The 24,306-nt window shown below is 35.0% G+C and carries 24 protein-coding genes, 1 pseudogene and 1 riboswitch; of the genes and pseudogenes, 15 read left to right on the top strand and 10 right to left on the bottom strand.

Going from position 1 to position 24,306, the window contains the following annotated elements; translation table 11 throughout:
* Nucleotides 1-23: 23 nt before the first annotated feature.
* The 3 genes from NXS11_RS02565 to NXS11_RS02555 all read right to left on the bottom strand — a co-directional run bounded on the left by NXS11_RS02565 (nt 24) and on the right by NXS11_RS02555 (nt 1,931).
* The gene (locus tag NXS11_RS02565) at nt 24-623 is read right to left on the bottom strand and encodes a DNA-binding protein (RefSeq protein WP_259198394.1); all 600 of its coding nucleotides are present in this window, start codon (nt 621-623) and stop codon (nt 24-26) included.
* Nucleotides 624-734: 111 nt separating this feature from the next.
* Nucleotides 735-1,397 carry a hypothetical protein gene (locus tag NXS11_RS02560; protein ID WP_259198393.1) on the bottom strand — a complete coding sequence of 221 codons (663 nt, stop codon included), beginning with the start codon at nt 1,395-1,397 and terminating at the stop codon, nt 735-737.
* A gap of 126 nt (nt 1,398-1,523) precedes the next feature.
* On the bottom strand, nt 1,524-1,931 hold the full coding sequence (locus NXS11_RS02555) for a general stress protein (protein WP_259198391.1): 408 nt from the start codon (nt 1,929-1,931) through the stop codon (nt 1,524-1,526).
* Nucleotides 1,932-2,109: 178 nt separating this feature from the next.
* Nucleotides 2,110-2,212, top strand: a riboswitch (purine riboswitch).
* Nucleotides 2,213-2,386: 174 nt separating this feature from the next.
* Between NXS11_RS02555 and xpt the strand changes: the two genes are divergently transcribed.
* From xpt to NXS11_RS02525, 6 genes and pseudogenes are all read left to right on the top strand, one after another.
* Nucleotides 2,387-2,971 (top strand): xanthine phosphoribosyltransferase, encoded by a 585-nt coding sequence (gene xpt, locus NXS11_RS02550; RefSeq protein ID WP_259198390.1) that lies wholly within the window; start codon nt 2,387-2,389, stop codon nt 2,969-2,971.
* Complete coding sequence (pbuX, locus tag NXS11_RS02545; protein ID WP_259198388.1) at nt 2,968-4,236, top strand: xanthine permease PbuX; 1,269 nt, start codon at nt 2,968-2,970, stop codon at nt 4,234-4,236. The genes xpt and pbuX overlap by 4 nt, the downstream gene beginning before the upstream one ends.
* 33 nt (nt 4,237-4,269) lie before the next feature.
* Complete coding sequence (guaB, locus tag NXS11_RS02540; RefSeq protein WP_259198386.1) at nt 4,270-5,736, top strand: IMP dehydrogenase; 1,467 nt, start codon at nt 4,270-4,272, stop codon at nt 5,734-5,736.
* A 21-nt stretch (nt 5,737-5,757) separates the two neighbouring features.
* Nucleotides 5,758-7,299 carry a glutamine-hydrolyzing GMP synthase gene (gene guaA, locus NXS11_RS02535; protein WP_259198385.1) on the top strand — a complete coding sequence of 514 codons (1,542 nt, stop codon included), beginning with the start codon at nt 5,758-5,760 and terminating at the stop codon, nt 7,297-7,299.
* A 432-nt stretch (nt 7,300-7,731) separates the two neighbouring features.
* A complete protein-coding gene (locus tag NXS11_RS02530) occupies nt 7,732-8,676 on the top strand; it encodes an Abi family protein (protein ID WP_259198384.1) in 945 nt (314 codons plus the stop codon).
* Between the two features lie 573 nt (nt 8,677-9,249).
* Nucleotides 9,250-9,467: pseudogene (locus NXS11_RS02525) on the top strand (group II intron reverse transcriptase/maturase); the annotation flags it as partial.
* 924 nt (nt 9,468-10,391) lie between these two features.
* On the opposite strand, the gene NXS11_RS02520 reads toward NXS11_RS02525, so the two are convergent.
* From NXS11_RS02520 to NXS11_RS02490, 7 genes are all read right to left on the bottom strand, one after another.
* The gene (locus NXS11_RS02520; RefSeq protein ID WP_259198382.1) at nt 10,392-11,192 is read right to left on the bottom strand and encodes an ABC transporter permease; all 801 of its coding nucleotides are present in this window, start codon (nt 11,190-11,192) and stop codon (nt 10,392-10,394) included.
* A 12-nt stretch (nt 11,193-11,204) separates the two neighbouring features.
* Nucleotides 11,205-12,128 carry a metal ABC transporter ATP-binding protein gene (locus tag NXS11_RS02515; RefSeq protein WP_259198381.1) on the bottom strand — a complete coding sequence of 308 codons (924 nt, stop codon included), beginning with the start codon at nt 12,126-12,128 and terminating at the stop codon, nt 11,205-11,207.
* On the bottom strand, nt 12,125-13,408 hold the full coding sequence (locus NXS11_RS02510) for a class III lanthionine synthetase LanKC N-terminal domain-containing protein (RefSeq protein WP_259198380.1): 1,284 nt from the start codon (nt 13,406-13,408) through the stop codon (nt 12,125-12,127). The genes NXS11_RS02515 and NXS11_RS02510 overlap by 4 nt, the downstream gene beginning before the upstream one ends.
* A gap of 114 nt (nt 13,409-13,522) precedes the next feature.
* Nucleotides 13,523-13,828 (bottom strand): hypothetical protein, encoded by a 306-nt coding sequence (locus NXS11_RS02505; protein ID WP_259198379.1) that lies wholly within the window; start codon nt 13,826-13,828, stop codon nt 13,523-13,525.
* A complete protein-coding gene (locus NXS11_RS02500; RefSeq protein ID WP_259198377.1) occupies nt 13,821-15,170 on the bottom strand; it encodes an alpha/beta hydrolase family protein in 1,350 nt (449 codons plus the stop codon). Before NXS11_RS02500 ends, NXS11_RS02505 begins: the two co-directional genes overlap by 8 nt.
* A gap of 149 nt (nt 15,171-15,319) precedes the next feature.
* Nucleotides 15,320-15,556: a hypothetical protein gene (locus NXS11_RS02495; protein WP_259198376.1), complete on the bottom strand. Its 237-nt coding sequence runs from the start codon at nt 15,554-15,556 to the stop codon at nt 15,320-15,322.
* A gap of 225 nt (nt 15,557-15,781) precedes the next feature.
* A complete protein-coding gene (locus NXS11_RS02490; protein ID WP_259198374.1) occupies nt 15,782-15,955 on the bottom strand; it encodes a hypothetical protein in 174 nt (57 codons plus the stop codon).
* 698 nt (nt 15,956-16,653) lie between these two features.
* On the opposite strand from NXS11_RS02490, the gene NXS11_RS02485 reads away from it, so the two are divergent.
* From NXS11_RS02485 to NXS11_RS02445, 9 genes are all read left to right on the top strand, one after another.
* Nucleotides 16,654-16,977: a hypothetical protein gene (locus NXS11_RS02485; RefSeq protein WP_259198372.1), complete on the top strand. Its 324-nt coding sequence runs from the start codon at nt 16,654-16,656 to the stop codon at nt 16,975-16,977.
* A 62-nt stretch (nt 16,978-17,039) separates the two neighbouring features.
* Nucleotides 17,040-17,459, top strand: a complete 420-nt coding sequence (locus NXS11_RS02480; protein WP_259198371.1) for a trypsin-like serine peptidase — start codon at nt 17,040-17,042, stop codon at nt 17,457-17,459.
* A 140-nt stretch (nt 17,460-17,599) separates the two neighbouring features.
* The gene (locus tag NXS11_RS02475; protein WP_259198370.1) at nt 17,600-17,770 is read left to right on the top strand and encodes a hypothetical protein; all 171 of its coding nucleotides are present in this window, start codon (nt 17,600-17,602) and stop codon (nt 17,768-17,770) included.
* Nucleotides 17,767-17,952 carry a hypothetical protein gene (locus NXS11_RS02470; protein WP_259198369.1) on the top strand — a complete coding sequence of 62 codons (186 nt, stop codon included), beginning with the start codon at nt 17,767-17,769 and terminating at the stop codon, nt 17,950-17,952. Before NXS11_RS02475 ends, NXS11_RS02470 begins: the two co-directional genes overlap by 4 nt.
* 203 nt (nt 17,953-18,155) lie before the next feature.
* Entirely contained in the window at nt 18,156-19,145 is a 990-nt protein-coding gene (gene add / locus NXS11_RS02465; RefSeq protein ID WP_259198368.1) for an adenosine deaminase, read from the top strand.
* A gap of 91 nt (nt 19,146-19,236) precedes the next feature.
* Nucleotides 19,237-20,895, top strand: coding sequence for an arginine--tRNA ligase (argS, locus tag NXS11_RS02460; protein ID WP_259198367.1), 1,659 nt, complete (start codon nt 19,237-19,239; stop codon nt 20,893-20,895).
* A gap of 666 nt (nt 20,896-21,561) precedes the next feature.
* Nucleotides 21,562-21,744 carry a hypothetical protein gene (locus NXS11_RS02455; RefSeq protein WP_259198366.1) on the top strand — a complete coding sequence of 61 codons (183 nt, stop codon included), beginning with the start codon at nt 21,562-21,564 and terminating at the stop codon, nt 21,742-21,744.
* Nucleotides 21,745-21,834: 90 nt separating this feature from the next.
* A complete protein-coding gene (locus NXS11_RS02450) occupies nt 21,835-22,293 on the top strand; it encodes a 2-thiouracil desulfurase family protein (protein ID WP_259198364.1) in 459 nt (152 codons plus the stop codon).
* Between the two features lie 589 nt (nt 22,294-22,882).
* Entirely contained in the window at nt 22,883-24,076 is a 1,194-nt protein-coding gene (locus NXS11_RS02445) for an MFS transporter (protein ID WP_259198363.1), read from the top strand.
* The last annotated feature ends 230 nt before the right edge of the window (nt 24,077-24,306 follow it).

Genomic DNA, 24,306 nt, shown 5'->3' with positions numbered 1-24,306 from the left:
GGATAGCGTTGGGTTTGTATAGATTAGCCGCCAAAAAGACGTTGAAAAAAGCCTTTTTTCTCGTTGCGCTCGATAGTTTCTGTCAAAGCTTTTTGTTCTTCAATATGTGATTCGATATGTTTTTGTGTGGTATCAAGCTGTTCAGTTTGCTTTTTCTGTGCTTCAGTTAGTGCATCCATGGACGCGCTATTCGCTTTAAGTTGTGTGTCTAATTTGTTATGTAACTCAGTTAGCGCTTCTTGTTGTTGATGCACTTGCGTTATCATTTGACCTAAAATTTTACGTTCTTCGCGCATTTGGCTGAGTTCATTATGAAGCTCGTTGAATAAGTTAGACAGTTGTTGATCTGCTGGCAGTTGTTGTTCATCGTTTTTCACAATAACTTGCAAAAAGTCCTTTTCTTTTTCAAGCTCTTCAAATGCAAGGTCATAGCTGTTTGTTTGACCGACGCGTTCGGCAATTTCTTGGAATAGTGCAATATCGTCATCTTTGAAATCAGTCGCTTCACGTCCACGGTATTCCGTCTTGTCTAGATGATAACCACGTTCTTCTAGATGCTGTACAATTTTACGCACTTGTTTTTCACTTAGGCCAGATTTTTGAGCGAATTCTTTTGTTAGCATATAAATTGGATCCTTTCTTCTACAAATTTAGACGACTGTCAGTGTTCGTTCAGTGACCCGTCAGTCTTACTCGTATTAATTGTAGCGGCTTTATACGAGGATTTCAAGGGGTTAAGCATTGGGTTCTTTGCGCAAGTCCATCTTGACGAGAAGTGCATAGATGACGCGACGTGGTAGACGGTTGGCAAAGACATATTTGAGAATATAACATGACTTGACGCTCGTTCCATAGATATCCTTCGTCAAAGGGATGTTCGCTTTAATGTACAGATCTAGTGGTACAGGTTTGCCATTGCGATCGAGGGATGGTTGAATGTATGGAATCTGCGTTTGTTTTTCAAAACCGTGATGTGTTAGGAAACGTCTACGAAATGCGATGTCATCGGCTGTTTGTGCATCCACTTCAGGTGCTTCAAATGTTGATTCAAACATAAAGAAGTTAACATCTCTGCCGTGTAGCTGATTAGCTAATGCATTAATACAGGCTTCTGTTTGATTAAGTGTTTCTGACAAGTAAGACTCGTGTTCTGCAAGTAAGTATATGATAAAGCCGGCGTTTGTTGTTGCTTCATAGTGTGCTGTCGCAAAGCTCACAACCCGCTCGTCTTCAATCCCTACTAAAAATACATAGTCGTTTTGAGTTTTTTCTGTTTTGAGAGATTGAGCAAACACTGACTCATCTTCCGTCACAAGGTCGTCTAACTTTCCAATGTAAAATTCGAGTGCTGGTTCATACCATTGATCTTTGATTGATTTAATCTGAATAAATTCCATAGCCTATCACCTCTTTATAGTGGCTTTAGTATAGCATAATCAGCTAATTCTAGACATCTAGATACCTAGTAAAAAAGCACTCAGCCAGAATTTTTGACTGAGTGCTATAACGTATAGCTATTTGAACTATTCGATATTACCTTTATGCTCAGATGGATGGTGTTTAAAGTCTTGTGTTTCATAAGCGCTATTGGTTTGAGTGACTTCCTCTTGTACGGCATCATCGCGATTGACAACAATAGCGATAGAACCATTGAACACAGCACTTTTTAGTTGCTCTTTATCTTTGTCAGCAAGGTTGAAGCGTGAAAATACTGCTTCTTCTGGGTCTTCTCCAATAAAAAAGCGCAGGAATTTATCACTAATTGTGCCAGAAGTGTGTTTTTGCTTGACTTCTGAGTCATTGTAGCGGTCTGTCTGTAGTCGTTCTTTACTAATGATTGTTATTTCATGCTCTCGATATCCGTCCTGTAACAATGCATTAATTGCTTGAATCGCAGTTTCTTCGTTTGTTACTAATTTGAAATGAGTCATTTCGTAACCCTCCGTTCTGTACTATTTAGTGTCACAAATACCCTTTTTTCTGAAAAGTTAAACGCATACATTTTTATTATGCTATGTAGTGATAACTTTTGCAATGTGATGACAGTATTTAAAATAATGGACGTTTGTCAGACCAGTATTGCGAAAAACCGTCAAATTTGCTATTATCAGTTAATAATTTACATAGACTCATATAATCTGAAGAATATGGCTTTAGAAGTTTCTACCATGTCGCCCTAAACGATATGACTATGAGTAATAACTACACCTATGATACCCGACTGTTCGGCGCCGCGTACTTATTAATGCCCAACTTATGCTGTGGCATAGATGCTTAAGGCTATGTCAGTAGAGATATAATTGTATGGCTATTACTCAAACACCTGAAACGCTATTCTTTAGTTTTGGGGTTTTTTAATATCTCGAGTTATCAAGGAGGAAAAGTTTTGGATGCGTTAAAAAGAAAAGTTATTGAAGATGGTGTGGTTATTGATGAGACCATTCTTAAAGTGGATGGGTTTCTGAATCATCAGATTGACGCAGGTTTGATGTACGAGATTGGGGAAGTCTTTTATTCACAGTTTAGAGACAAAGGTATTACGAAAATTTTAACGATTGAAGCATCGGGTATTGCACCGGCAATCATGGTGGCGCATCGCTTTAATGTGCCGTGTTTGTTCGCCAAAAAAGCAAAGCCGAACACGTTGAACCAAGGTTATTATCAGACAGATGTACACTCCTTTACGAAAAATAAAACGAATTCAGTTATTGTGTCAAATGAGTTTTTGTCTGATCAAGACACGGTTTTAATTATTGATGACTTTTTAGCGAATGGTGAAGCAGCATTGGGTTTACATCATCTAGCGCAACAAGCAGGGGCTAAGACAGCCGGTGTGGGTATATTGGTAGAGAAAAGCTTTCAGCCGGGGCGTGCGCGCTTGGAGGAAGCAGGACTTACCGTATCGTCACTATGTCAAGTGGCGTCGTTGAAAGGTAACCAGGTTACATTGTTAGGAGATGGCCAAGAATGAAACGGTTTTTGTTGAGTTTACAACATTTACTAGCTATGTATGCAGGGGCTATTCTTGTGCCGATTATTGTAGCGACTAGTTTAAACTTCTCTGCAGAACAGACGGCTTATCTCGTGACAGTAGATATCTTTATGTGTGGGGTAGCGACGTTTTTACAAGTGTATAAAGGTATCGGTATTGGTCTGCCGGTCGTCTTAGGATGTACGTTTACAGCGGTTGCGCCAATGATTTTGATTGGACAAACGAAAGGCATCAATGTCTTATATGGCTCTTTATTCTTATCAGGATTGTTAGTCGTCATCATCGCACCATTTTTTGCATCTCTTGTTAAACTATTTCCGCCTGTCGTTACAGGGAGCGTTGTAACGATTATCGGTATTACTCTGATGCCCGTTGCGATGAACTATCTTGCAGGGGGTCAAGGAGCAAAAGATTATGGTGATCCTAAGCACATTGTATTAGGTGTTGTAACACTTGTGATTATTCTGCTTTTACAGCGTTTTGCACGCGGCTTTTTAAAGTCTATCGCTATTTTATTAGGTCTTGTGATAGGGACGGTGTTAGCGAGCTTTTTGGGTGTAGTAGATGTGGCTCAAGTATCTTCAGCACATTGGTTTGAACTACCGAGACCGTTTCGCTTTACTGGTTTTGCTTTTGATGTAGGTGCGACGATTGTATTTTTTATTGTCGCATTGGTAAGTTTGATTGAATCGACAGGCGTATATCATGCCTTGAGTGAGATTACAGGTAAAACATTAACGCGTAAAGACTTCCGCAAAGGTTACATGGCAGAAGGGATTGCGATTATACTAGGGTCTATTTTTAATGCATTTCCTTACACGGCATACTCTCAGAACGTTGGGCTTGTATCATTGTCAGGTGCTAAGAAAAATGATGTGATTTACGGCATGGTGACATTGTTAATTATTTGTGGTTGTATCCCAAAACTTGGTGCGCTTGCGAATATCATTCCATTATCTGTTTTAGGTGGTGCGATGTTAGCCATGTTCGGTATGGTAATGGCGTATGGTATGCGCATTTTGAACGATATTAACTTTAAGAATCAGAATAATCTCTTAATCATTGCGATTTCTGTCGGTTTAGGTGCGGGGATTACTGCAGTACCAGAGGCATTTCAAGCACTGGGTGACCAGTTTACATGGTTGACGCAAAATGGCATTGTTTTGGGTACATTATCAGCAATTGTATTAAATTTATTTTTTAATGGTCTAAACTATCAACAAAATCGAGAAAATGTGAAATAATGTAACTAACAAATTGAATGGAGGCTGTACAAAATGTGGGAAAACAAGTTCGTAAAAGAAGCACTAACATTTGATGATGTTTTATTAATTCCAGCTGAGTCGAATGTATTACCAAAAGAAGTAGATTTGAGTGTAACACTATCAGACAAGATTAAGTTGAATATTCCGATTGTATCAGCAGGAATGGACACAGTTACTGAGTCGAAAATGGCGATTGCAATGGCACGTCAAGGCGGCTTAGGTGTGATTCATAAGAACATGAGTATTGAAAATCAAGCGGATGAAGTACAAAAGGTAAAGCGCTCAGAGAATGGTGTTATTACAGATCCATTTTATTTAACACCAGATGAAAGTGTCTATGAAGCCGAAGCTTTGATGGGTAAATATCGTATCTCAGGTGTACCAATCGTTGACAGTAAAGCTTCTCGTAAACTTGTCGGTATTCTTACAAATCGTGACTTGAGATTTATTGAAGATTTCTCTATCAAAATTTCAGATGTGATGACAAAAGAAGATTTGGTTACAGCTCCAGTAGGTACGACATTGGAGGAAGCAGAACAGATCCTTCAATCACACCGTATCGAGAAATTACCATTAGTAGAAGATGGTGTATTAGAAGGTCTTATTACAATTAAAGATATTGAAAAGGTTCATGAATATCCTTACTCAGCAAAAGATGAACACGGTCGTTTGCTTGTCGCAGCAGCAATTGGTATTGCGAAAGACACAGCAATCCGTGCGCAAAAACTTGTTGAAGCAGGTGTTGATGCGCTTGTTATTGATACAGCACATGGTCATTCACAAGGCGTTATCGATCAAGTGAAACATATTAAAGAAACATATCCGGAAATCACTGTGATTGCAGGTAATGTTGCGACAGCTTCAGGTACGAAAGCATTGTTTGAAGCGGGTGCCGATGTGGTCAAAGTAGGTATTGGACCAGGCTCTATTTGTACAACTCGTGTAGTAGCAGGTGTGGGTGTGCCACAAATTACTGCGATTTATGACTGTGCGACGGAAGCACGTAAACACGGCAAAGCAATTATTGCTGATGGTGGTATTAAATTTTCAGGAGATATCGTTAAAGCATTGGCTGCAGGAGGGCATGCGGTCATGTTAGGTAGCTTATTGGCAGGTACAAAAGAAAGTCCTGGTGAAGTTGAAATGTTCCAAGGTCGCCAATATAAAGTGTACCGCGGTATGGGTTCACTAGGTGCAATGGCAAGCGGTTCAAATGACCGTTATTTCCAAGAAGACAAAACACCTAAAAAATACGTGCCAGAAGGTGTAGAAGGTCGTATCGACTATAAAGGTCCATTACAAGACACAGTTTACCAATTAATCGGTGGTGTGAAGAGTGGTATGGGCTACACAGGTTCTCACAACTTGCAACAATTACGTGATGAAGCACAATTTACAAAAATGAGTGCGGCAGGCTTAGCAGAAAGTCACCCACATGATGTTCAAATCACAAAAGAATCACCTAACTACTCATTCTAAGATTAAAGGAGTACAAACAGTATGGAAATGGCAAAAGAACAAGAAATGATTCTTGTCCTCGACTTTGGAAGTCAATACAATCAGCTTATTACGCGTCGTATTCGTGAAATGGGCGTTTACAGTGAACTGCACGATCATGAGATTTCGTTAGATGAAATTAAAAAGATGAATCCAAAAGGTATCATCTTATCTGGTGGACCGAACTCAGTATATGAAGAAGATGCATTCACAATTGACCCAGCAATTTATGACTTAGGTGTACCGGTATTAGGCATCTGTTATGGTATGCAACTGACAACGAAACTTTTAGGCGGTAAAGTAGAACGTGCAAATGAACGTGAATACGGTAAAGCCATCATTAAAGCGAAGTCAGACGAATTATTCCAGGGCTTACCTGAAGAACAAACAGTTTGGATGAGTCATTCAGACAAAGTTATCGAGATTCCAGAAGGCTTTGAAGTCATTGCGGATAGCCCAAGTACGCAATATGCGGCGATTGAAGACAAAAAACGTCGTATCTATGGCGTGCAATTCCACCCAGAAGTGCGTCATACAGAGTACGGTAATGACTTGTTAGAGAACTTTGTACGTCGTGTATGTCAATGTATAGGTCAATGGACGATGGAGAACTTTATCGATATTGAAGTTCAAAAAATTCGCGAACAAGTCGGCGACCGAAAAGTATTATGTGCGATGAGTGGTGGCGTAGACTCATCCGTTGTTGCCGTCTTATTACACAGAGCGATTGGCGATCAATTGACATGTATCTTCGTTGACCATGGTTTATTACGTAAAGGTGAAGGCGATATGGTCATGGAACAATTCGGTGAGGGCTTTAACATGAACATTATTCGTGTGAACGCCAAAGAACGATTCATGTCGAAACTTCAAGGCGTTTCAGACCCTGAGAAAAAACGTAAAATCATCGGTAACGAGTTCGTGTATGTTTTCGATGATGAAGCGTCTAAATTGGAAGGTGTCGATTTCCTAGCGCAAGGAACGTTATATACAGACGTTATTGAATCAGGAACAAAGACGGCACAAACAATCAAATCACATCATAACGTAGGTGGTTTACCGGAAGATATGGAATTCGAACTGATTGAACCAATCAACACACTTTTCAAAGATGAAGTGCGTGCGCTTGGTATCGAACTGGGTATTCCAGAACATCTTGTATGGCGTCAACCATTCCCAGGACCAGGACTTGGTATCCGTGTCCTTGGTGAGATTACGGAAGACAAATTGGAGATTGTTCGCGAATCGGATGCAATTCTACGTGAAGTGATTGGTGAAGAAGGTTTAGAACGTGAAATCTGGCAATACTTCACAGTGCTCCCAGACATTCGTTCAGTCGGTGTAATGGGTGACTACCGTACGTATGACTATACAGTTGGTGTACGTGCCGTGACATCCATTGACGGTATGACGAGTGACTTTGCACGAATTGATTGGGAAGTCTTACAAAAGATTTCAACACGTATTGTGAATGAAGTCGATCACGTAAACCGCGTGGTCTATGACATTACATCTAAGCCACCAAGTACAATTGAGTGGGAATAATGATATAACATAAATGAGAGGCTAGAAACCGCATAACAACGGTATTTCTAGCCTTTTTGTTTTCCCTTTGAATATGTTCGACTAGAGATTGATGTAGTTTGCGAACTTTTCAGCGACTTTGTCTCGTTATTTTTCGGTCACGTAAGTGTTTGATATTGTTAGAGAACTTACATTTGAGCTTTCTAAAATAAGCATAACTTTCCCATAAGTGGGAGTGTATTAACTTTAACAAAAGCTAGTAGATAATATGACTTTACAATTTTTTGAAGGTTAAAGAATGGGATTCCAAACAGTTAAAATAAGAAGTGGTTAAAAATATCTAACACTATTTAGTATGTTTTAATGTATAATATTTGCAATATCCTAAGAAAGTAAGGTTGTACAATGTCATTGTCATTTAAATCTCTTATATTTTATATGAAGTTCAAAGGTGTGAAGTTTAATTACATTGATGAAATAAAGGCCATGAGAATATTAGAATTTAAAAATTATTATTACAAGCTCAATAGTTATGTTGATAACTATCCCAAACAAATAGTTAAACATCAAAATCAGCTGGTCGAAAGATATCAAGAAGTTGATTTTAAAAATTTAGTAGATTTAGCAAGTTTAGATATGAGGTTGCGTTATATCATAATAAAATTTTGTTTGGACATTGAGCACTCGATCAAGTTAAATATTATGAGGTCAATTACATATTTAGAAAATGAAGATGGTTACAAGGTTGTACTATGTTTTTTTGATTATGTGAGACAGACGTCAACCATAAAAGATCCTTATAAAAAAATGATGAAATATTTGAGCTATGATACATATAGAAAGTTAGATTATGATAAGTATGAACAAAACACACCTATATGGTTTTTAATTGAGCACATGCAGTTTGGTGACTTGTGTTGGTTTATTGAATTTTACTATAATACGTATAAAATCGGTGAGTTTAAAGAATTGAGCAAAACGGTACGATTTGTAAAAAACATCAGAAATAAAGCTGCTCATAATACCCCTATACTAAATAATATTGTTTTGAAAAACCAAATTATTGGCAATAATAAAAGTGTGTTAATAACGCAATATGCGAAAAGTTTAGGTATTCCTAAGCGAACTTTAGATAAAAGACTTAGAAATTATAATATTCATGATATTTTAGCGATGCTTTATGTTTACGATAAAATAGTTGTGAATAAAAATATGAGAGAGCGTAGAATTGATGAGCTTAATGCCTTCATGGAATATGCTCGAAAGAATAAACATATATATGATGAACGTTTTAAGTCAGTATACACTTTTTTAGTGTGGCACTTGCTAATTATTAATCCTTACTTTATTATTGTTACTAAGGAAATAAACTATATGTTTGTAAGCCCTGCGTCATAAGATGTAGGGCTGAGTTTTTGTGTGCGTATTGCCAACTTTTTGAAATAAATTTCTCGATGAAAGGAAAAGGTTGTAAGTTCACGCATGCACGAATTGAAAGGTTTATTTAACAAGTAATGTAAATTGATAGGAAGTATGTAGCTATCAAAACACTGATATATCAAGCGTTATAAGTTAATACAAACCCAAAAACATCTGTTTCAGCGAATGGAATAATATAACATAAATAAGAGGCTAGAAACCGTATAACAACGGTATTTTTAGCCTTTTTGTATGCGCCCGGCATGGGTAATAACTTGACGGTGAAAGTCCGTTACAGGCTTGGTAGTAGGAACTGTTAGCGAAAGACAAGGGTGTCCATTGTGAAGTGGAATCTGAAGGAAGTCGGACGCAAACACTCGCACTGACGAACAGAAATATCATACAAGGCTATGTAGAATGGACGAATCTGCCTGACAAGATAAAGTCCGATATTACCCGAGTTCTATATAGTAAATGATGCAGTGACGTGAGTGGAAAGTGATTACGCTTACCCTGGGAGGTCTCATCAGCGATGGAAGTTGCATTAGGTAACTGATACTCAAGAGATGGAAGAAAAAACTAAACGTAAGATGTTACAAAAATATGGTCTTGATATAGACAGTGCGAAGAGGATTGCATATTCACGAAAGAAATATTGGCGACTCTCAAAAACGCAAGAAGTTCATCGTGCTTTAACAACAAAACAACTCTACAAGTGGGGACTAATACCTCTAGTCAAACTTGCAGAGTTGGTTTACGCAAGATATTGAGCCGCCAAGTACGGGTCTGTATGCTTGGTGCGTGAGAGGACGAATAGTCAACTAATGGCTATTCTCCTACTCGATTTCCCCTTTGAATACGTGCGACTAGAGATTGATGTTATTTTTAAACGTTTTAGTGAAGATATATTGTTGATTGACGTATTATGTCTTTGTTATATAGGCATTGGTTTAGAAAAATTGCTTACCATAAGTGGAACACCTAAAAGCATAACTGTATTTAATGAGTTCAGTAGAAAAATGAATGTATTGATTTATGTAAATAACTGGAAGACGTTGTAGAGTAAGGCAAATTTCAAAATATCTACAAATACTTTTTGTTGAAAATCATTTCTCGTTTGTGCTGATTTGTTTATGCTATAATTTTATTATAAAACTAATACTAAAGGGGATGGCGTGTATGAATGCAGGTTTGTTCGTTATCATTATTGTGTGTTGTGTACTGCTTCCGACGATTATTACGGTGACAGAGCGTAATAAGAAGGGGAAATAAGTAGAAGAAAAGTAGCGTGTGTATGCCGGTAGTAACTACGATAAGATGATAATAAATGAAGAATCTAACGGGCCAATGAGATAATTTCAAAAGGGCTCTTTTTATTTGGTGTATTAAGTAAAAAGAGAATGGAATATACATAAAATCTCTAGAAAAATGTATAATCAGGAAAGAAAAGGGTAAGTGATTAAAAAGTTATCATGACAGGTTTTATCATAGTATTTTAACCTATCTTCACCAATAAAATTTCTCCTTATATAAAGACAGAACGCCAGTAGAACCAAGAAAAAGAGGAGACTGTAAGTAACAGACCCCCTCGAGTGTATTTCTCAGAGATACACCACCATTTGTTATTATAATATTATAGAACTTCTTTCGTGCAAAGCTATAGTTAAAGTTATTCTCCTTTTACAGACTCATTACTAGTTTTCCTTAATCACGAGATCACTACGTTTTAATACCCACACGCCAGTCATTAGTGAAAGGGCTGTGAAGCCAATGGTCAATGCTAAAGAGAGATTGCCATGTATACCGAACAGTATGTTACGCATGGCGTTAACTTGATAAGTTAATGGATTGATAGACGCAACGATATTGATGTAGTGTGGTACATTTTCAGCAAGGTAGAAGGTTGGTGCTGAGAAACCTAAAGGTAACATCATCATCGCAATTATCGTATCTCTTTTTTGATAGTCATTAATATATGTCGTAATCATAATGCCGATAGATGTCCAAAACAGTAGCGAAATGATACCGATTAAAATGACGAGCACAAACTTAATAAAGCCAATCTCCAAATGAAATGGTAATGCAAGGAGATAGAGTAATAGTGATTGGACAGTGAAACCGATAGCGGGATATGTTGACATACCAATCATGTAGTAGAAAGGTTTGACGCCGCTTAAAAATTTGAGCGATAACAGCCCCCATCGCTTATCAATTGTTGTTCGATAAATTGTTTGTGTCATCTGACTAATTATTAATAAGCCTAGCACACCAATTAATGCATATGATTGGTACTGGATGTCCATATTGTAATACGTAATAGTCCCTAATGAGCCCCCAAGCCCCATCACTAAGAATAAAAAGTAAATAGTAGGTTGTACGACTTGCGTAATTAAAATGTTTTTGTTGCGCCAAAATGCTTTGAATTCAATATTGATTAAAATGGCTAGACTACCGATACCTAAGTTGCTCTTCTCTCTAAATTCTTGTACGAACATAGACATCTCCCCTTATTGTTTGATCGATAAATATGAATCGCGTAATGTTTTCTTTTCTTCACTAAAATTTTGGATTTTTCCTAATGTGGCACATGCTTGAATGACATCAGAAACGGTTTGTGCGTGACTTATGTTGAATGAGACGGTATGCGTATTTAAGACGCTATATTCATTGACGTGTTGTGCCATGACACTCTCGATATTACTAATATTAATTGGTTCGGCATAGACAACTGTATAGTTGGTAGTTTTATTGTTATTTTCGATAAAATCTGCCATGTTCCCATGATATTTTACCTTGCCGTTATCAATGTATAATACTTTGTTACAGTATTTTTCTAATAAATTAAGGTCATGTGATGATACTAGCGCAGCAGCGTTACGGTTACTTACGGATTCGCTCAGATAACGCAAAAACTGTTCTGCTGACTCTGTATCGAGTCCCGTAGTTGGTTCATCTAAAAGATAAAATGCTGGACGATGGGCAATAGCACGTGCAATTTGTACACGTTGTTGTTGACCACCAGATAATTGATCGACGCTCATATGATGTTTATCTTCTAAATTTACGATTTTCAGTGCTTCAGTTGCCAGTGACATCGCTTCTTTATTGTGATGACCGGCTAATAATGTCCCTAACATAACGTTGTCTAGTACGGTTAAATACCAATCCACGACTTGTTGTTGGGGACTAAAACCTAAAAGGCTATAAGGATGTTTCTCTGGAATATAATCATCATTTATTGCGATACTGCCAGATTGAAAAGATTGCACACCAGATATACTGTTAATCAATGTTGATTTGCCTGAACCATTAGAGCCGACTAAGGCAATAAAGTCCCCTTTTTGGATATCAAATGTAATGTCTCTAATTCCTTTGTTGTTGTCATATAGCTGTGTCACATTTTGAATAGAGATGATTGAGGAAGATTTCATATTGCATACAACTCCTTGAAGTATAATAATAAGGAATTAATATCTTGGATTTCTCCATTTAGTCCCTTATTAATAATTTCCTTGTCATCATTTTTTAATAATCCTAAGTTCTTGTTACTATAGATTTGATTTTTTTGTAAATCCTCTATACTTTCAGTTAATTTCGAATACTCGCTCGGCAGTAGTAAATAATAATAAATACAAACAAGGCTATAGATGTCATCCTTAATATATGTTGATTTTCGATTTTCATTAAAAAAACCAGGAGTTCCAACATTCATAAAAGGAGGACATTCGATATCTTGACTAAAAGAAAACTCTAAATCTATTATATGGATGTTTTGTGAAAGGTCTATTATTATATTTCCCATAGATAAATCATTTATTATGAAACCCATCTTGTGGATGGAGTTAACTTTTTCTGTTATTTGAATCATTATTGATAGAATTTCAAGTCTGTTAAAATCTGATTGTAGACAATAATTTTCCAGGGTGGATCCTTCTATAAAGTCTTCTATGATATAAAAATGGTTACCTATATAAAAATAATCATGGAGTGATGGTACATGTGTTAAACAATTTAATTTGCTTAGTATAAAAGCTTCCCAGATAACTCGGTCAGTACCATCAATACCGCTGTCTTCAATTTCGCCTAAAGGTTTACCTTCTTTCATAATTTTTATTTTTTTATCTTTTAAGTCGAAGACTTTATATGTAGAGCCTTTTCCTCTTACACTTAATACTTCAAGTATTATTAAGTGTTTGGGTAATATAGAGTATCTAGGCACTTGATAATCAAAAATCAAACTTTGAAAATCAGGTGGGACAATTCTTTCTCGAGTATCTTTAAAAAGCTTCCCATTTGATAGTTGAATAGTATTAGATTCATTACTTATGAATAAACCATATCTATAATATACGACACCACTATTTCTATATTGGAAGTCTGAAGGGATAAGAGGGCTATTATAACCTTTCGTAATTAAATGAAGATCAAACAATGTTTTATTTAATATTTTATTATCTTCTGGATATATAGTTATTAACTTACCGATTTGACTTTGACCATAGATTCCGCTGTTTTGTAATTCAAGCTTATTTAAAGAACTGACAACTTTAAAATTCAATTTGCTTTTTACTAAATAAGGCAAGGATATATTTAATAAAATGTGTGCATTATTTATGCTACCAGATATATGGATTTTAAAACCATGATTTTTCATTTTTTTCTGATCAAAAAATGAACAGTAAGACCAATGGTTATTTTGTTCTATATCCACACTGTTTCTTTTTAAAATACTATTATAACTCTTTTGTAACGTTTTTTTGTTCTTGTATATAATAACCACCCCATTTCTTTAAAATATAATAAAATTCAAAGTTGAGTTATTTTTTTAGATATTAAATCCTTCATTGTAAATTTCAAAATCATTATATAAAGCTAATATATATAGTCCGTGAGCATATACTTTTATAAAAGGGCTAGGTTGTATACCTGATTCTTGAAATATTAGAGCTAGTTGGGAAATGCAGTATCGTCTTGATTGTTTTTCTAGAAAAGATGAATTAACAAACTTATAAAATACTTTCCATTTCTCAGGCGTAGATAGTTCATTATTTTTGTAAACATTTATAAACTGATATAGCTCTCTTTCTAAATTTTTGCTTATTTTACGTTTGAATAAATGGCTTTTATTCATTTAAAATTTCCTCCAGTATTTTATTGTTTAAATCAAAAAGCATACTAATGTTTTTGGGATAATGTTCATAGTTGAAATATGTTATTAGTTTAAACTTTGCCCCCTTTATCAATTTAAGATTATTTTTGAAATTGTATATCTGTTGCAAAGGACAGTTTTGATCTTTAAAACCATGTATTATAGTTAAAGAATGTTGTAATTTGTTATTTTTTATTAAAAATTGAGGATTTACATTGTCAATATACTTATTAGAGAATAATTCTCTCATTAACTTAATAGAATTAGAAAAAAGTAATTGGTACTTAATATCTGTAAATGGAGAAATACATAAGATTTTTTTTAAATTGATATCTTTGTAAAATCCAATCAAAGAGCATAGATATGCACCATAACTATTCCCGATCAAAAAGATAGAACTACCAGGATAAATGTTGTTTAAATACTTTAGAAAACTAATAATTTGGTTGTAGTCAACAATACCAGCTTGTTTATAAATTCTTTCTTTATAATGATGTTGGTATCCTGTACTTCCATAAGTGTTTAGTTTAAAAACTCTAAAGTTTTGTTTCAGTAGTTTATTTGATAAAAGACAATATGAAAAGTCGAAGTGGAAATAAGGACCTCCATGTAAAAAGACAGCAATATTCTCTCCAGGGTTGTTTGGTGAATATTCCAAGTATTTTAGTTGTGTTTCTTCATCTGTGACGTGTTGAACTGTGTAGTATTTATTACTATTTAACAGAGCATTTATATTTTTCTCAAAATCAGATATATTAAAAAAATGCAGTGATGGTTGATGATAGGGCGTACTGAGGTGAACATATATATAGTTGTCATCAAAAGCCACAGCTTTATGTATTTTCATATTTTTGAAATTAAAAACATGAAGAATTCTATTATTTTTTTTAATACACAATTTAGTGTAGCTTCCGTAATTTTCAACCAGTACAAATGAATCGGTATCTTTTTTTTTCGTATTATGTTTTATTGTAGTTATAATTGAGTTGATTGCTTCACAACTAATATAAGTATTTACATTAATTGAATTGCTTAAAGAATCATACTCAAATATCTTTTTGTATAAATCGTTTATATAGTACACTTTTTTATGAGTATTGTATTCTATTATATATAAATCCTCCTCTATAAGTAGAGTATCTATAAATAAACATCCACTACTGATTTCTACCGTGTAATTTTTTTTGTTGTTAATTTGAAATACATTAATTTCATCGTTAGAGACCATAACTATAAAGTTATGACCAATAGAATAAACATCGTTAATTAATTTTTTTGAATAAAACTGCAATTTTGAAGAGGAATTTCTAGTGATAGTAATCAAACCGTTATAACTAATAGTGATTAGAGAATCGGTATTTTTACAATAAGAAAAGCATTGTATACATTTTTGAATTAAGATAATAAACACCTACTTTATAAAGAAGTATCAATCCTACGTTTTATAGGATTGATACTATATTTTGATGAATTTTACACAGAACCTGAAGAACATCTCTTACTATGAGCTCCTGACAGTGCTCCTACAGCTAATTGCTCATTAATTCCCAAGCCATTTAAATCATTAAGATTTCTTGATAAAATAGATGCTTTTTCAGAACTTGATAGGTCGTATTGATCCAAAACACTTTCTGGGTTATCAAAAAAAGCGCCGATAAGTTCCCAATCTCCTTGTAAATCATCAATAAAACGTTTTAAATTCTTACTCATAAAATCACTACCCCTTTGCTATTAAGATATTTATAATTTAACAAAATTTTCAGACTATTGCAATACTTTAATTGTAAAAATTATATTTTCGAGAATTTTAACTTTTAAGATGATAAAACATATCATTATTAGTTTAACGAAGGTATTAAATTAGGCTTGCCTAAAAATATATCGATTATATTTAAATATGGCGCTATACTACAGGAGAAAAAGAGAAAGGTGGATTTATGTCATACGATCAAAATGTTCATAATTCACATAACCACGATCGAAAACATGCGTACATGTTTTGTCATCTATCAATACATCAAGATTGTTTTGATCGCTTTCACAAGCATTGGTTAAATAAATTTGATCAAGATATACGTCTTTGTCGTCAGGCATATACATCAGTCTCATATGTAGCTTGACACCCGACTTTGTAGACCTAAATTCTGCCTATTGATGTTTGTTTAGACTCAATGGGAGTGTGTGCTAGAATTAATGATTGTCAATGGTGTTAAGGTCTTACGTTGATGTTCATAGCTATGATATCGATGTATCTGATTGACTAAGTCATTGAAAATGAGCTGGAATACATCTGTGGTACCTTTGATAATTTTCTGTCTAGTTGTGAAAAACTAATAGATGAAAGACTAAGTGCTGTCTGGAGTTCTTCAGAAAACAAACTGTCACTCATTGCACGTAAACTTTCAGATTCCTATAACTGTGAAAACAACAGTAATTTAATAAACAACACGTATTTAACTTCTTTGTGTAGCGGTCTATACCAGACGTTTTCACGAAATGGTTAACTTTTTCAAAATTTATAGGTGAAAGCCATTGTCCAAATGATGATTTACTAGTAAAAGTATCCATAATGTGTTTTCCTTTGTATTGGATTTGGATAAGTATTACTACCTCCAACCAGTATAAAGGAATTTTTTTGTACTTGAAATTAATTTACAGAAAATTCTTTGAGATAACTAAAGGATAAACATTTTAATGCGACACTAGTGGTATCTGACACAAGTCAGGCAGGTGAGCGAATTACCGGAATCATCTGTTCCAGCAGTTGAGACTCAAAATAGTAAGACCGAGACGTTACAAACAGATAAATGGGTGGAGCCGCTACTGAACGAAATGAAGGAGAAACGCATTTAGAAGCAACATCAAATACATATTTAACACAACCACAAACATTTGAAGCTGACGAAGAAAACTTTTCATATGATACGTCCAAAGACCCGAATTATGATCGAGACGGCGATTTAATGGATACACGTAAGATGTTAACTGGAGAAGCGGTAAAATCGAATACAGCCTTCGTATATACAGATAATGCAAATTATGACGGCGAAATAGAAAGCTTGAAAGATGGCGATAATGAATCGTATGGTAGATTTAAAATTAAAGCGATGCATGTTCGTGATAAGTATTAAGAAATCTCTTATAGAAGGTATGATATGGGGATTATTGAACTTGAGCCCAATGAAAAGGGTAGTTGATAGGTGATTTAATCAAGCCGTATGTGATTAAGCCATTTGATAAAAGTATGCTAGGTAAGAAGGTATACAGCCAAGGTTATCCAATAGAGAAAAATGAGAAAACTAAAAATCAATGGTATGCGGATGGGACGTTAATTCAAGTGCAAGATCAAGGCACGATAGAATATTCTATGCATAATTCTGAAGGACAATCAGGTGAACCGGTCTTTTTAGATAAGACAGAAGCAATTATTGCGGTACATACATATGGTTTGCGTGGCAATGATTATGGTACGTTAGGAACGCTGATTACACCTGAGTTACACGCATGGATTAACAGTTTCTTAGAGAAAGAGCCACCAGTTGAATCAAACCAAACAGAATCTCAAGATGAAGGGGGTGTAGCACCGCCTGAAAGGGACGAAGAAGCAACGTAATCAGAAAACAATATGAACCCTTCTGGAAATCAAGAAGCATAATAAACTGAAGTTGTTGTAAAACTGTCAGAAAACCAAGACCATACGAAGCCAGATGATAAAGTGATGCCAAATAAAATGCATCATCTAAAGACCAAAATATGGCGCAACAAACGACAGATAGAGAAGTGGCCGTTGATACGGAGACATCACCAAATGTATCAAAGAAAGTGATGTTACAAAAGCCAAGTGAGTTGATAACGACAACAGCTGTTACAGATGTGCATGTAAAATCTATGACGACCGTATCAATGTCGAATATGAAACAATGATGCAAGCGAAAGCCAGTCGTTCTAGTCAGCGTTCAGTGTCTAACAATATGTCAAAAGCAAGTAAGTCAGACACACAGCCATTAACGCAACCAGGGCGCATATCGAAAAATGCATCACTAGTCATTGGCTTACTTTTAGCAATGGTGGGTACCATCATATTAGTAACTAGAAAGAAATTTTAAGAATAAGTAAAATAATCATCAAAGGCTAGAATTCTCTAATAATCAAGGGGAATTCTGGCTTTTTTATATCTGATGGCGTCTAAAAGGGGAATTTCGAATATACGCTGATAATTAGTAGTTTGAGTCTTTTTGGAACTGTGGTATTCTTATAACAATAAATTTTGTGATGAGACAAACTTTTTATTATTTTGAAAGGAATACATATGAAACACACAGTCAGAGAGATACCTAAAATAGAGTTACATTGTCACTTAGATGGATCGGTGAGTCGGTCTTATTTACGTGCACAAGCCAAAGCACAAAATATAAGTATTGATATAGAGAAGACGTCGGTAGATACCCAATGCCAAAGTTTGGACGAGTATTTAGAGAGCTTTGATGAAATACTCAAAGTCATGCAGACGGAGAAAAGTTTGATAGATAGTGTAATAGACGTTGTTTCCCAAGTCCATCATGATGGGGTTAAGTATATCGAATTACGCTTTGCGCCGAAGCTGCATTTGGACAAGGGCTTGTCGATGTTAGAAGTTATGAATGCGACAGTGCAAGGTGCAATGCAAGCTGAAGCTACATATCCAGTTGTTGTGCGTTTGTTAGTTTGCGGAATGAAACATCATAGCAATGAGGAAAATATAGAAGTTTTTCAACATATTCATACACATCCGTCATTACAAAAATATATCGTCGGTGTTGATTTAGCAGGTGGAGAGGAAGATGAGGCGATGTCCACATTTGCGGAATGTATTGCGTATGCGAAAGCACATCAGCTGAACTTAACCCTACACGCTGGAGAATGTGGCTGTAATAAAAATGTATACGATGCGATTAAGTTAGGTGCGCAACGTATTGGACATGGTGTATCTGCTTTGAAAGATATGCGGTTATTAGAAACGCTCAAAAACGAAGAAGTGTTATTGGAAATTTGTCCTTGTAGTAACCTTCAAACGAAAGCAGTCCAACACATTGCTGAAATCGATATTCCATTATTGAAAAAGTTAGACGTCCCATTTTTAATCAACACAGACAATAGAGGGGTTACGCAAACGAATTTGGTTCAAGAGTATTTGTTGTTGCTAGACAATCAGCTGTTAACACTTGATGATATACCAATCATTAATAAGAAAGCATTAAAATATGCGTTTGTCGAACCAGAAGTTAAATCACAATTGAGGAAAGCATATTTTAATGGATAAAATCAGGGGGCATGTGCCCTCTTTTTGTTTATTATGGTAAAATTGGTAAACGCAATATTTAGAAAATTTAAAAAGAGGGTGTATTAATTATATGTTTAAAGCAGCAATTGCAGAAGAATTAACAACGATATTACAAGAACAGATGCGTTATGACGAGGTATACAATTTGATTGAGCGACCAGCCAATGCGAATCATGGAGATTATGCGTTTCCGACGTTTCGGCTTGCTAAAATATACAAGCAACCGCCACAAGTGATTGCGGAGAACCTTAAAGGAGACTTCACACATCCATATGTGTCACATGTGGAAGTAGTAAATGGCTTTTTGAACTTCTTTTTGGACAAGGATAAAAGCGGGCAACAAATCGTGGAATATTTATTACAAGGAGATGCCAACAGTACACAATTATTAAAGGACGAAACGTTTGTGATTGATTATTCTAGTCCGAATATTGCTAAGCCGTTTTCGATGGGACATTTAAGAGCAACGGTTGTAGGGGATAGTCTTGCAAGGATATTTGAAGCAAATGGTGCAGAAGTAGTGAGAATTAATCATTTAGGTGACTGGGGAACACAGTTTGGTAAGTTAATTGTTGCCTATCAAAAATGGGGGGATGCCCAAACTGTTGAGAAAAATCCAATTATTGAGTTGTTCCATTTATATACTAAGTTTCATGAAGTGAGTGAAACGGAGCCAACATTAGAAGATGAAGCGAGAGAAGCATTTAAAGCGCTTGAAAATGGCGATTCAGAGTATCTCGCATTATGGCAATGGTTCCGTGATGTTTCTTTGGAGGCGTTTAATCATTTGTATGAGCAATTGGGTATTCAATTCGATGCGATTCAAGGAGAGTCTTTTTATAATGATAAGCTTGATAACACGGTGAAGCTGTTGGCTGATAAAAAACTTATCAAGCAAGATGAAGGTGCAACGATTGTAGAGATGAAAGATTTGCCACCTGCTTTAATTAAAAAGCGTGATGGCGCATCGTTGTACATGACTAGAGATTTAGCGGCTGTGTTGTATCGTCAAAAAACATATCAGCCAACGCGTATATTTTATGTTGTTGGGCAAGAGCAAACGGTACATTTCCAGCAATTACGTCAATTATCACAATTATTACAACTTAATCTAAGTATCGAACATATTCCATTTGGATTGATTTTGAAGGATGGTAAAAAGATGTCAACGCGCCAAGGTAAGGTGGTATTGCTTGAAGATATGTTGGCAGAAGTAGAGGCGGCGGTGTATGAAACATTAACTGAGAAAAATTCAAACATCGAGGACAAACAGGCCACTGCCAAACAAATTGCGATTGCGTCTGTAAAGTTTCAAGATTTGAAGCATGATCGGACGAATAGCTATGACTTGAATATTAATGAAATGTTGTCATTTGAAGGGGATACGGCATTATACGTGATGTACACATATGCAAGAATTCAATCAATTTTAAGAAAAAGTGTGCACGGAATGACGGGAGCATTTCAATTCGATGAGACGATGTGGTCGATTTTGAATCATTTAAAAGCGTATGAAGAAGTTTTGGAGGTTGCGGCAACTCATTATACGCCGTCTTCGATATGTAGGTATGTGTTACAACTTTGTCGGTTGTTCAATAATTATTATGGTGTCACACGTATACTTAATAGCACCAATGAACAATCAAAAGTAACCTTACTTCATTTAGTTGCCGATAAGATTGAAGTGGCTATGGCGTTATTAGGTATTTCGTTGGTTGAAGAAATATAATTTAAATATTATTTTGAGAAAACATTATGCGCATGAAAGGTTATGAAGTGATAAAAATAAGAAATAACGCTGAAAAGCTGATAAACAATATCTTCAATCTTGCATGGTAAGGAAGAGGATTTAATGCGTTACAAAGATTTTTTGTGATCATTTAATGAAGTCGTTGCTTGGTTAGATAATGAATGACAATAATAAAATGTCTACTAAAAAGCTAGAGCATCTATTGTGACGTTCTAGCTTTTCTCGTTATTTTCAGCTTGCAAGATGATGGTTACGTTGTCAAACCGTATTAAACGTATGACATTTTTCCTTACCATGAAGTTCGGTCATTTTGATTGTTGTAAAGCATTACATCATATATTTTGTCCTGAATGGTTAGTAAAACGCCAGTCATATTACATGCCATTTTCATCTATTTTACTGTGGTTTTATTGGGTGATTTGAAAAGTCGAGGCTCGCAGTATTAGTTTAAATTGATACCTTATTGAAACAGACTACTTCAAAAAGTATGCAAGTTGTGTTACAGTAAGCCGTGGACTAAATGACTGAACTGTATCGTCACATTAATGTGCGTGCAATAAAAAGAGATGAATACGTAATATGATTTGACGTGCAAACGCCCAAAAAAAGAGAGGCGTTTTCATTTTGTAGTAGGAGGAATATATGATGAAGATGTTAGTGACGTTTATCGTGACATCACTACTAAGCTTTGTAGGCTTTTCAATCGCTGGATTTGTGGCAAGTGATATGGAGTGGTTACAAATCGCAATGATGTCTTTACTTGTAGGTTTGTTAATGACTTGGACTTTTAATCCGATTGCCCCATTTAACTTTAAGAAACAGCATTAGTAGCTAGTCACCTGTGATTTAGGTGGCTTTTTTTGTTGTGTCTAAGGTATGCTAGCGTCATAGGATGATGACTGAAATGGAAGTGATGACATGATTGGTATTAGTGCATGTTTGATAGGGCAAGCCGTTCGCTATGATGGTGGGCATAAGCAACAAGCTGCGTTAAAGCGGTTGATTGATCGGGGTGAAGCAATTGCGATTTGTCCGGAAGTGCTGGGGGGATTGTCTGTCCCACGCGAACCCTCGGAACTGATAAAGGGTGATGGCATGTCTGTGTGGAGTGGACAAAATGAAGTGCAGACGCAATTAGGTACAGATGTAACACAAGCGTTCAAGCAAGGCGCACAAGAAGCTTTACATATTTTGCAGCAATACAACATTGATACAGTTATTTTAAAAGATGGCAGTCCGTCATGTGGGAGTGCAAAAATATATAACGGTCAATTCAATGGGACTCAAATACAAGGTGTCGGTGTGACGACAGCTTTATTACAACAACATGGTATACGTGTTTATAACGAGTACAACTGGCAAACGATATATGAGTAAATAGGAGTAGAGGGGGTGTGCTGTTTATTGATTTCTTGGCACACAAATTAACTATCCCCCTACTCCTTAATCTTAAAAAGCTTCCATCTGTGTGTAAGATATTTAGGAAACTTTATATAAAGACTTAGTTATCTCTTCAAAATTTGGGTTATTTATGAATAGATTAAGGTTCTTTAATGTATATATTCCCTGTTCTCCTAAATATTCAGTCCTGTCGTTTATTTCACTGATTGTAACTTTTATCTCATTTAAATAAAGATGAGAATTTTGATGTCATTAAATAAATAGTATAAATGCATTAGCCCAATTAAAACCCCAGAGGCATGGTAGGAACAATCGGGATACTGTTTTATTTTTAATACGTTGGATATAGCTATTTTTACAAATGAATTTGCATTTTCAAAGGCATAACTACTAGAGAGATTTTTGCTGTATCTTCTAGATAGTCTTTTTTATAACGCTTAATATTATTAACTTTCTTTGCTGACATAATACTCATTTCCCTTTAAAAAATTTATTGTGTATTCAGATAATTTAGAATACAATGCCGATATATAGTTTAAGAATAAAAAAGTCAAGGGTGAATTTTATGGAGAGGTTAACAAATAATTTTAAAAGCTTATACTATAGTCAATTATTTTCTAACATTGGCGATACTTTATATATCGTAGCGTTAATTGCTTATGTATATAAAGTTACAGGTGAAGCAAGGTATTCAGCGTTAATACCGATATGTGTGACTATATTTTTATTTCTCAGTGGTTTTGTATCAAGTTATGTATACTCAAAGTATAGTGAATTGAATACTTTACGTATTGCACAAGTTACTAAAACAATTGCCATGATTCTTATTACTGTGTGTGTTTACGCTAATATTAATATTGCAATTTTGTTTGCTTTTATCTGTGCTAATTCCTTTTTAGATGGTCTAATAAATCCAGTTAAAAATTCATTAATCCCTATCATAGAGGATGTTCAAAATATTATGATTGCGAATTCAAAAATGAATGTTATGGCTAATACCGTACAAGTTATATCTTGGGCTATAGGAGGTGCTTTATTATCTTTAGTCGGACATTATAATGTAATACTAATAACAATTTTAACTTATATAGTATCTGTGTACTTTATTTCAAAAATAGATATTGATAAAAGGCCAACAAACAATAATTTTAATATTCTAGAAGAATTTGTCGATATGATTCGCTTTAATAGGGGGAATATCAGCAGTAGATATATCAATATGGTTACAATGGTTGAATCATTTGCACATAGCGCGTGGATATCAGCTATATTGCTTGTATTTGTCAAAATAGTTCTAAAAAGTGAAGACTATATTTTTGGATTGGTCAATTCATTCTATTTTATAGGTATTATTGGCGGGGGTATTATTACTTCTAAATATAATGAATGGATCCTGAAAAAAGCTAGAAACATTTTAATATTGGGTTCTATAATTTGTGCTTTGTTAAATGTTATGTTTGGCTTTAGTACCTGGATATTCTGTATATTTTTTATTTCATTGTTCTATGGCTTGGTAGATCAAATAAAAACAATCACTGCACACTCAATTGTCCAGCTGAATTTAGAAGAAAAATCAATAATAAAAGTTTACACCTTAAATAATATGATATATTCAATGAGTTTTTGTTTAGGTACTTTGTTTATTTCATACATTGTAGACACTGTAAATGTAAATTCAGCATATGTCATAGCATCGATTTCATATGTAATGAGTGCATGTGTATCATTCTGGTACACTAAATATGTAGGGAGGTCATGAAAGATTAATGCAAGGGCTTTTATAATAGCATTAGTTTTAAGTCAAATACTACTAGATTGGCTGAAGGAATATGTATGCAAAATCAAATAAGCAAGCTTGAAAAAAGAAATAGTATCTTTTTCTAACTTACTTATTGAAGATTGTTAAAAAATTAAATACATATATTTACTAAGTTTTTTATAGTGTAGTTATGGCTGAGATAAAATAGCTGTCTTCATTTAGCGCGCAGT

This window comes from Staphylococcus americanisciuri, from assembly GCF_024814435.1.
GTDB lineage: Bacteria > Bacillota > Bacilli > Staphylococcales > Staphylococcaceae > Staphylococcus > Staphylococcus americanisciuri.
This window is presented reverse-complemented; position numbering and strand designations above follow the sequence as displayed.